We start from the raw sequence: 6,180 nt of genomic DNA, 5'->3' as shown, positions 1-6,180 counted from the left end.
TGGCCATGAACAGCCGACCTCACGGGCGCGGCACCCCGCGCGACAACGCTCGCCTAAAGACCGCCAGCGGTCCCGGATCAAGTCCGGGACGACGTCAGGATAGCCCCGCCAGCAGTTCCCGCGCCTTTACACAGTCCCGGTCCATCTGCTCGATCAGCGCGTCGAGCGAATCGAATTTCGCCTCGGGGCGCAGGAAGTGGTGGAACGCCACCTCGATCTCCTGTCCGTAGAGGTCACCTGCGAAGTCGAAGAAGTGCGGCTCCAGCAATTCCTTGGGCGGGTCGAAGGTCGGGCGGATGCCGATGTTCGCGGCGCCGTGAACCACGCGGCCGTCGGGCATGCGGCCGGTCACCGCATAGATGCCGTAGAGCGGGCGCAGGTAGTTCGCCATGTCGAGGTTGGCGGTGGGAAAGCCGATAGTGCGGCCCAGCTTGTCGCCATGCTGGACCCGGCCCCGGATCGCAAACGGCCGCGTCAGCAGGCGCGCAGCCAGTTGGCAGTCGCCGGACTTGAGCGCCTCGCGGATGCGGCTCGACGAGACCGTGCCGCCCGCGTCGCTGACCGGACCGACGGTGCGCCCCTCCAGCCCGTGCGCCGCGCCGACCTCTCGCAGCAATTGCGGATTGCCGCCCTTGGCGCGGCCGAACGTGAAATCCTCGCCGGTGACGACGCCGACCGCGCCCATGTGACGCACCAGCATCTCCTCGATCCACTGCACGGCGGGCATCGCCGCCATCGCCGAATCGAAGTGCAGCACCAGCATCGCATCCGCGCCGGCGGCCGCGAACAGTTCCTGCCGCTGCTCCAGAGTCGTCAGGCGGAAGGGCTCGGCATCCGGCTTGAAGTGGCGGACGGGGTGCGGGTCGAAGGTAGCGACGATGGCCGGGCGGCCCTGCGCCTTCGCCCAGCCGATCGCCTCGCCCACCACGGCCTGATGGCCCTGGTGGAACCCGTCGAAGTTGCCCAGCGCCAGCACGGCACCGCGCAGGGATTCGGGAACGGGTTGGCGGTTGTCGAGGCGAATCATGGGCGTCTCGGCTATAGGGCGCGTGTGAGAGTCACGAAAGCATGTGCCGGTCGGGCACCGTCCGCCGCATGGGCGTCGCGCGCAATTTCAACCCACTCGGGGCCGACTTCGGGCATTACGGTATCGCCCTCGTAATCGCCCGCGATCTCGGTCAGTTCGATCCGGGCGGCGAGCGGGAGGAAGAGAGCATTGATCTCGGCCCCGCCGATCACCGCGACTTCGCCTTCTCCTGCAAGCGCCAGCGCCTCGTCCACCGAATGCGCGACTTCGGCGCCTTCCGCGCCCCAGCCGGTGTCGCGGGTCAGCACGATGTGACGGCGGCCAGGCAGCGGCGCAGGAAAGCTGTCGAAGGTCTTGCGGCCCATCACCATCGGCTTGCCCATGGTCAGCGTCTTGAACCGCTTGAGGTCCGCCGGGAGCCGCCAGGGCAGCGCACCGTCGCGGCCGATCACGCCGTTTTCGGCGCGGGCGTAGATGAGGAAGACCTGCGGCATCATCTTTGGTGCCATCAGTCGAGGATCAGCCGCGTGACATGGCCCATCTTGCGCCCCGGACGGGCGGCGGCCTTGCCGTAGAGGTGCAAGTGGTTGGCCGGGTCGGCGAGGATCGTCGGCCAGTCGTGCGCCTCGTCGCCGATGAGGTTGCGCATTTCCACGCCCTTGGCGGCAAGGCCGGTGTCGCCCAGCGGCAGCCCGCAGATCGCGCGGACGTGGTTCTCGAACTGGCTGGTGACCGAACCCTCGATGGTCCAGTGGCCCGAGTTGTGGACGCGCGGGGCCATCTCGTTGAAGACGGGGCCGTCCTTCGTGGCGAAGAATTCCAGCGTCAGCACGCCGACATAGTCCAGCGCATCGGCAACCTTCGTCGCGAGTTCGCGCGCGGCGGGCACCTGCTCCAGCAGGTCGGCGGGCGCGGGAACGGTGCTGAGCGCCAGGATGCCGCCCTCGTGGACGTTGTGGGCGCTGTCGAAGAAGCGCACCTCGCCGTCCGCCCCGCGGCACAGGATCACCGAGAATTCGGCAAAGAAGGTGACGAAGCCCTCGTAGATCAGCGGCGTCGCCGGAAGGTCCAGCGCGGCGGCGTCCTCAGGCGTCATGATCCGCCACTGGCCCTTGCCGTCGTAGCCGTCGCGGCGGGTCTTGAGGATGCCCGGCGCGCCGATCTCGGCGATGGCCTGTGCAAGATCCTCCGCGCTGTCCACCGGGGCGAAGGGGGCGGGGGTGCCGCCGAGGCCAGTGACGAAGCGCTTTTCGTTCAGGCGGTCCTGCGCGGTTTCGAGAGCGCGGGCGTGGGCGAGCAACGGCGTGTCGCCCAGCGCCGCGAGCGGGCCGACGGGGACGTTCTCGAACTCGTAGGTCACCACCGCGCAGTCGGCGGCGAACTTCGCCATGGCCTCGGCATCGTCCCAGGCGGCGCACGTGAACTGCGCGCAGACGTCGGCGGCGATCGAGTCCGCCTCGGGCGCGTAGACGTGGCAGCGGTAGCCAAGCTGCGCCGCCGCCATGGCGATCATCCGCCCGAGCTGGCCGCCGCCAAGAATGCCGATGGTTTCGCCGGGAGAGATCATTACGCCTTTACGCCTGCCTTGTGCCGGTGCCCTTCGACAAGCTCAGGGTGAGCGGACTTAGTGCTGAAATTCTAAAACCCAACCCCGCTCGTGCTGAGCGTGTCGAAGCACCTCAGCCAAGCGGGAAACATCAGACCGGCTTTTCCGCCACACTCGCGGTCTGGGCCGCACGGAAGTCCTTGAGGCGTCCCGCCAGCGCCTCGTCCGAGGTGGCCAGGATCGCCGCCGCTAGCAAACCGGCATTGGCCGCGCCCGCCTCGCCGATCGCCAGCGTGCCGACGGGGATACCCGCAGGCATCTGCACGATCGAGAGCAGGCTGTCCTGTCCCGACAGCGCCTTGCTCTGCACCGGCACGCCGAGCACCGGAAGATGCGTCATCGCGGCAATCATGCCGGGCAGGTGGGCGGCGCCCCCTGCCCCGGCGACGATCACCTTGAAGCCTTCACCTTCCGCGCCATGCGCGAAGTCCACCAGCCGCTCGGGCGTGCGGTGCGCCGAGACGATGCGGGCGTCATAAGCGACGCCCAGCTTGTCGAGCATCTCGGCGGCCTTGATCATGGTCGGCCAGTCGGACTGGCTGCCCATGACGATTGCAACTGGTGCAGTCACGGATCAGCGCTCCGAGAGGTAGTAGCGGTCGAGCACCTTGAGATCGTTGTCGAGCTCGTAGACGATTGGCTGGCCGGTCGGGATCTCCAGACCGGTGATCTCCTCGTCGGAGATGCCCGAGAGGTGCTTTTCCAGCGCGCGCAGCGAATTGCCGTGCGCGGCGACCAGCACGGTCGAACCGGCATGGAGGTGCGGCACGATCGAACCTTCGTAATACGGCAGGACGCGCGCGATGGTGTCCTTGAGGCTCTCGGTCATCGGCGTATCGATGCCCGCGTAGCGCGGTTCGGCCGAGAGGTCGAACTCGCTGCCCTTGTCCATGACGGGGGGCGGAATGTCGAAGCTGCGGCGCCAGATCTTGACCTGATCCTCGCCGTGCTTGGCGGCGGTCTCAGCCTTGTCGAGGCCGGTGAGGCCGCCGTAGTGACGCTCGTTCAGGCGCCAGTCCTTGGTTTCGGGGATCCACAGGATACCGGCGGCTTCGAGCGCGAAATGCAGCGTCTTGATCGCGCGGGTCTGCAGCGAGGTGAAGGCGACGTCGGGCAGCAGGCCCTTGTCCTTGAGCAGCGCACCGGCAGCGCGGGCCTCGGCCTCGCCCTTTTCGGTGACGTCGACGTCCCACCAGCCGGTGAAGCGGTTTTCAAGGTTCCACTGGCTCTGGCCGTGGCGAAGCAGGATCAGGCGAGGCAATGTAGGCTCCCTATACTGTCAAGGACCGACGCGGTCTTGCCGCAGCCCCTAGCTTTCCGGTGGCGATTTGGCCAGTGGCGGTTTGCTGTCGGGCGATTCGCCCTCCTCGACCGCTTCGCCAAGCGCCGATACGGCACGAGCCTGCGCCTTGCGGCGACGCAGGTTCTCGCGCAGCTTGGCGGCGAGACGCTCTTCCTTCGTGGGTTTTCGAGGCGATTGCGGCGCGTTCATCGCCCGCTGCATTGCCGCTCCGAAAAAGAAAGCACAAGAGGCGCTTGACAATCGAACGCCGCGCGGACAATAGCGCCCCCCTGTCTCGGGGGCTTCTGGCCCGGCAGACAGACGCCCCGGTTACCCGGGCCTGGAATATGTGCTGCTGTAGCTCAGTGGTAGAGCGCGTCATTGGTAATGACGAGGTCGGGAGTTCAATCCTCCCTAGCAGCACCATTCCCCCTCTCTTTTTCCCCTGACATGATCCGATGACCTGACGCCGCGTTTTCGCGTTGCGCCGCGCGCCGACTGTTACGTTTTGTTGCGGTACAGCAACTGTCATCGTTGTGTCTTTCCAATCTCACGCAACTGTCATGAAGCAACCCTAGGTGCACGTCCCCAGGACACTAGACTCCGTAACAGGGAATATTCCGCACCATGAATCGTTCGCTTCAGCTCGTTGCCGGGCTGCTTGCCTCGGCATCGTTCGCCACCATCGCTCACGCGGGTGAAGTCGCCGGCCACGTCAACGACGCCACCGGCACCCGCGCGCTGCAGTCGGCCACCGTTCGCATCGTGGAACTCAACCGCCAGGTCGAGACCGACCGCGCCGGTTCCTACGTCTTCGGTGACGTGCCCGCAGGCACCTACACCCTCGAAGCCCGCTACGTCGGTGCGGAAGTGACGACCCAGACCGTCAACGTCGCTGCGACGGGCCGTATCGAGGGCAACTTCGACCTCGCGGCGATCGGCGGCGGCGACATTCTCGTCACCGGCATGACCGCGAACATGACCAGCGCCCTGTCGCGCCAGAAGGCTGCCGACGGCGTGGAATCGGTCCTGACACGCGACGCGGTCGGCCAGTTCCCCGACCAGAACGTGGCGGAATCGCTCCGCCGCCTGCCGGGCGTCAACATCCTCAACGACCAGGGCGAAGGCCGCTACGTGTCGGTGCGCGGTCTCGACCCCGAACTCAACGGCACCTCGGTCAACGGCGTGCGCCTGCCCGCGCCGGAATCGGACGTGCGTTCGGTCGCGCTGGACGTCATCTCGTCCGACACCATCGAATCGATCGAAGTGAAGAAGAGCTTCACCCCCGACATGGACGGCGATTTCATCGGCGCCTCGATCGAGATCAACACCACCAGCGCCTTCGATTCCAAGAAGAACCGCTACTCGGCGAGCGCCGAGGGCAGCTGGAACGACTATTCGGGCAAGGTCATGCCCAAGGGCGCGATCGACTTCACCCAGAAGCTGGGCGACGACTTCGGCATCGCCGGATCGGTCAGCTACTACAAGCGCAAGTTCGAGACCGACAACGTCGAGACCGGCGGCTGGCACGAGGACGATGCCGGCAACGCCTGGGCCGAATCGGTCGAATACCGCGACTACGACGTCGAGCGCACCCGCATCAACGCGGCGCTGTCCGCCGACTGGCGCGTGTCGGACACGACCAAGGCCTATATCCGCGGTAACTGGGCGCAGTTCGACGACCACGAATACCGCCGCCGCACCACGCTCGACTTCGGCGATTTCGAGGACGGCCCGACCTCCAGCACCGCCAGCGGCGCGACCTTCGACGGCGACGACGAGCGCATCACCGTCAACCGCGACCTGAAGGACCGCTTCGAGCGCCAGCGCATCCGCTCGGTCTCGATCGGCAGCGACACCGACACCGGCGTGTGGAAGTTCAAGTGGATGGGCAGCTACGCCAAGTCCACCGAGCGCGAGAACTTCTCGATCGACCCGACCCGTTTCCGTGCGCGCTTCACGGAAGGCACCGTGGTCGACATGGATTACGCCAACAAGTACTATCCGACCTACTCGGTGACGCAGGGCGCGGACAGCTTCAACGATCCCAGCGAGTATGAATTCAACCGTACCGAGCTGACCACGCTGTCCGACAGCCGTGACCAGGAATGGGCGATCAAGGCAGACCTCGCCCGCACTTTCGCAGGGTCGAACGGCGACTTCACCGTGCAGGTCGGCGGCAAGGCCCGCTGGCGCAAGAAGTCGTACGACTTCAACATGACCTACTACGAACTGGCCGACGATGCGCCGGATTACACGCTGGCC

Annotated in this window: 7 protein-coding genes and 1 tRNA gene; 2 read left to right on the top strand and 6 right to left on the bottom strand. The window is 66.4% G+C overall.

Features of this window, described 5'->3' with window-relative positions:
- Positions 1 to 94: 94 nt before the first annotated feature.
- From LH128_RS16305 to LH128_RS16280, 6 genes are all read right to left on the bottom strand, one after another.
- Positions 95 to 1,027, bottom strand: coding sequence for a bifunctional riboflavin kinase/FAD synthetase (locus tag LH128_RS16305; protein ID WP_008830762.1), 933 nt, complete (start codon positions 1,025 to 1,027; stop codon positions 95 to 97).
- An 11-nt stretch (positions 1,028 to 1,038) separates the two neighbouring features.
- On the bottom strand, positions 1,039 to 1,536 hold the full coding sequence (locus LH128_RS16300; protein WP_327195189.1) for a dihydrofolate reductase: 498 nt from the start codon (positions 1,534 to 1,536) through the stop codon (positions 1,039 to 1,041).
- A complete protein-coding gene (locus tag LH128_RS16295) occupies positions 1,536 to 2,594 on the bottom strand; it encodes a 5-(carboxyamino)imidazole ribonucleotide synthase (protein WP_008830760.1) in 1,059 nt (352 codons plus the stop codon). The genes LH128_RS16300 and LH128_RS16295 overlap by 1 nt, the downstream gene beginning before the upstream one ends.
- 130 nt (positions 2,595 to 2,724) lie before the next feature.
- A complete protein-coding gene (purE, locus tag LH128_RS16290; RefSeq protein ID WP_083910245.1) occupies positions 2,725 to 3,180 on the bottom strand; it encodes a 5-(carboxyamino)imidazole ribonucleotide mutase in 456 nt (151 codons plus the stop codon).
- A gap of 27 nt (positions 3,181 to 3,207) precedes the next feature.
- Positions 3,208 to 3,894 carry a 2,3-diphosphoglycerate-dependent phosphoglycerate mutase gene (gene gpmA / locus LH128_RS16285; protein WP_008830758.1) on the bottom strand — a complete coding sequence of 229 codons (687 nt, stop codon included), beginning with the start codon at positions 3,892 to 3,894 and terminating at the stop codon, positions 3,208 to 3,210.
- 48 nt (positions 3,895 to 3,942) lie between these two features.
- Complete coding sequence (locus LH128_RS16280; RefSeq protein WP_008830757.1) at positions 3,943 to 4,137, bottom strand: hypothetical protein; 195 nt, start codon at positions 4,135 to 4,137, stop codon at positions 3,943 to 3,945.
- 129 nt (positions 4,138 to 4,266) lie between these two features.
- Between LH128_RS16280 and LH128_RS16275 the strand changes: the two genes are divergently transcribed.
- Together LH128_RS16275 and LH128_RS16270 are read left to right on the top strand one after the other, a co-directional pair.
- Positions 4,267 to 4,341: transfer RNA gene (locus tag LH128_RS16275), tRNA-Thr, on the top strand.
- Between the two features lie 201 nt (positions 4,342 to 4,542).
- Positions 4,543 to 6,180, top strand: a 1,638-nt coding sequence (locus LH128_RS16270; protein WP_008830756.1) for a TonB-dependent receptor plug domain-containing protein, incomplete at its 3' end; no start/stop codon positions are given.

The organism is Sphingomonas sp. LH128 (genome assembly GCF_000293195.2).
GTDB classification, from domain to species: Bacteria; Pseudomonadota; Alphaproteobacteria; order Sphingomonadales; family Sphingomonadaceae; genus Novosphingobium; species Novosphingobium resinovorum_A.
Note: the sequence above shows the minus strand (reverse complement) of the source record. Positions and strands in the feature narration are given on the sequence as shown.

What these genes read in the sequence shown, in the direction of transcription:
- LH128_RS16305 (WP_008830762.1), bottom strand. Translation starts at nt 1,027, where the DNA reads ATGATTCGCCTCGACAACCGCCAACCCGTTCCCGAATCCCTGCGCGGT.
- LH128_RS16300 (WP_327195189.1), bottom strand. Translation starts at nt 1,536, where the DNA reads ATGGCACCAAAGATGATGCCGCAGGTCTTCCTCATCTACGCCCGCGCC.
- LH128_RS16295 (WP_008830760.1), bottom strand. Translation starts at nt 2,594, where the DNA reads ATGATCTCTCCCGGCGAAACCATCGGCATTCTTGGCGGCGGCCAGCTC.
- purE (WP_083910245.1), bottom strand. Translation starts at nt 3,180, where the DNA reads ATGGGCAGCCAGTCCGACTGGCCGACCATGATCAAGGCCGCCGAGATG.
- LH128_RS16280 (WP_008830757.1), bottom strand. Translation starts at nt 4,137, where the DNA reads ATGCAGCGGGCGATGAACGCGCCGCAATCGCCTCGAAAACCCACGAAG.